Annotated in this window: 2 rRNA genes; both read right to left on the minus strand. The window is 53.0% G+C overall.

Annotated features, from left to right (window positions below):
* Nucleotides 1-30: 30 nt before the first annotated feature.
* Nucleotides 31-145 (minus strand): 5S ribosomal RNA (gene rrf / locus ACGYK2_RS17250).
* Nucleotides 146-322: 177 nt separating this feature from the next.
* A 23S ribosomal RNA gene (locus tag ACGYK2_RS17255) occupies nucleotides 323-2,831 on the minus strand; the annotation flags it as partial.

The following is a 2,831-nucleotide window of genomic DNA, read 5'->3' on the forward strand; positions in this document are numbered from 1 at the left end:
GAGAGATACTGTAGTCTAGGAACTTATTAGGTTTGGCGATGACCTACTCTCCCACGTCTTAAGACGCAGTACCATCGGCGCTACGGCACTTAACGGCTGGGTTCGGGATGGGACCAGGTGTTTTGCTCGCGCTATGATCACCAAACCGAATAAATTCCTAGAAACGCTCTGCGCAGGAGAGCGGCGGCGGGAGGCGGGGTATCCGAAGGATGCCCGTTCCCGCTCCGTCTTTATTGGAGCGCAAAGCGTGTTTGTCCAAGTCACGTACGACTGATTGTATGTGTATGCTTTTGATCAGTAAGCAGTCTTGCTTCTACTGGATCAAATCAAGCCTATCGAGCAATTAGTACCAGTCAACTGAACGTATTACTACGCTTACATCTCTGGCCTATCGACGTGGTGGTCTACCACGGCTCTCAGGGATACCTTGTTTTGAGGGGGGCTTCCCGCTTAGATGCCTTCAGCGGTTATCCTGTCCGATCATAGCTACCCAGCACTGCAATTGGCATTACAACTGGTCCACCAGTGGATCGTTCACCCCGGTCCTCTCGTACTAGGGGCAACTCCTCTCAAGTATCCTACACCCACGGAAGATAGGGACCGAACTGTCTCACGACGTTCTAAACCCAGCTCACGTACCTCTTTAAACGGCGAACAGCCGTACCCTTGGGACCTGCTCCAGCCCCAGGATGAGATGAGCCGACATCGAGGTGCCAAACACTGCCGTCGATATGGACTCTTGGGCAGTATCAGCCTGTTATCCCCGGCGTACCTTTTATCCGTTGAGCGATGGCCCTCCCACTTGGGACCACCGGATCACTATGGCCGTCTTTCGACTCTGCTCGACTTGTCAGTCTCGCAGTCAGGCTGGCTTCTGCCATTGCACTCAACGAGCGATTTCCGACCGCTCTGAGCCAACCTTCGCGCGCCTCCGTTACGATTTAGGAGGCGACCGCCCCAGTCAAACTACCCGCCACACAGGGTCCCGGAACCGGATAACGGTCCGCGGTTAGACATCAAGCAGAACAAGGGTGGTATCTCAAGGGAGGCTCCACCGAGACTGGCGTCTCGGTTTCAAAGCCCACCACCTATCCTGCACATGTTCGGCCTAATGCCAGTGTGAAGCTGTAGTAAAGGTGCACGGGGTCTTTCCGTCTAACCGCGGGTAACCGGCATCTTGACCGGTAATTCAATTTCGCTGAGTCTATGTTGGAGACAGCGGGGAAGTCGTTACGCCATTCGTGCAGGTCGGAACTTACCCGACAAGGAATTTCGCTACCTTAGGACCGTTATAGTTACGGCCGCCGTTTACCTGGGCTTCAATTCAGAGCTCTCACTCCTCCTTTTAACCTTCAGGCACCGGGCAGGCGTCAGACCCTATACGTCGTCTTGCGACTTCGCAGAGCCCTGTGTTTTTAATAAACAGTCGCCACCCCCTGGTTTGTGCCCCCAGCCCCTAGTTGCCTAGGAACCGGGCCTCCTTCTCGCGAACTTACGGAGGTATTTTGCCGAGTTCCTTCAACATAGTTCTCTCAAGCGCCTTGGTATTCTCTACCTGTCCACCTGTGTCGGTTTAGGGTACGATCTGATGATGGAGCTATTTCCAGGGACCGCTCAGCAGCCCATCCAATCCGATAAGGATGAACTACCCCTGCGATCCGTCACTTCCATCTGGCCCAGGAATATTAACCTGGTTCCCATCGACTACGCCTTTCGGCCTCGCCTTAGGGGTCGGCTTACCCTGCTCAGATTAGCTTTAAGCAGGAACCCTTGGACTTTCGGCGAGAGTGTCTCTCACACTCTTTGTCGCTACTCATGTCATCATTCTCACTAGTGATCTCTCCACCGGATCGCTCACGCGCCGGCTTCACAGAAAGCTCCTTGTGTCCAATACGTCCCGAGGGACGATAAGGACACATGGAACTATGTCACACTACGCTCTGCTACCATGCAATAAATGCATCCTCGGCTTCGGCTCATGGCTTGAGCCCCGTTACATCTTCGCCGCAAGACAACTTATTTAGACCAGTGAGCTGTTACGCTATCTTTAAAGGATGGCTGCTTCTAAGCCAACCTCCTGGTTGTTTTGGTCGTCTCACCTGCTTTCCCACTTAGCCATGAATTAGGGGCCTTAGCCGGAGGTCAGGGTTGTTTCCCTCTCCACGACGGACGTTAGCATTCGCCGTGTGTCTGCCATCCAGTACTCCTCGGTATTCGGAGTTTGGTTAGGATCAGTAAGCCTGTGGGGCCCCATTACCCATCCAGTGCTCTACCCCCGAGGGTATTCGGATGACGCTCTACCTAAATAGATTTCGCAGAGAACCAGCTATCTCCGAGTTTGATTGGCCTTTCACCCCTAGGCACAGCTCATCCCGATCTTTTTCAACAGATGTGGGTTCGGTCCTCCAATAAGTGTTACCTTATCTTCAACCTGGCCATGCCTAGATCACTCGGTTTCGGGTCTGATCCCACGAACTCGACGCCCTATTAAGACTCGCTTTCGCTGCGCCTACACCTAACGGCTTAAGCTTGCTCGTGAGACCAAGTCGATGACCCATTATACAAAAGGTACGCTGTCACATCGCAAGGATGCTCCAACTGATTGTAGGCGTTCGGTTTCAGGTACTGTTTCACTCCCCTCGTCGGGGTGCTTTTCACCTTTCCCTCACGGTACTGGTTCACTATCGGTCAGTAAGGAGTACTTAGCCTTCGAAGGTGGTCCTCCGATCTTCAGACAGAATTTCACGTGTTCCGCCCTACTTAATACGTCCAATCATGCTTCTTATACGGGACTATCACCCACTTTGGTTGCGCATTCCAACGCATTCTAA

Source organism: Sulfitobacter sp. 1A10359 (assembly GCF_043558145.1).
Taxonomy (GTDB): domain Bacteria; phylum Pseudomonadota; class Alphaproteobacteria; order Rhodobacterales; family Rhodobacteraceae; genus Sulfitobacter; species Sulfitobacter faviae.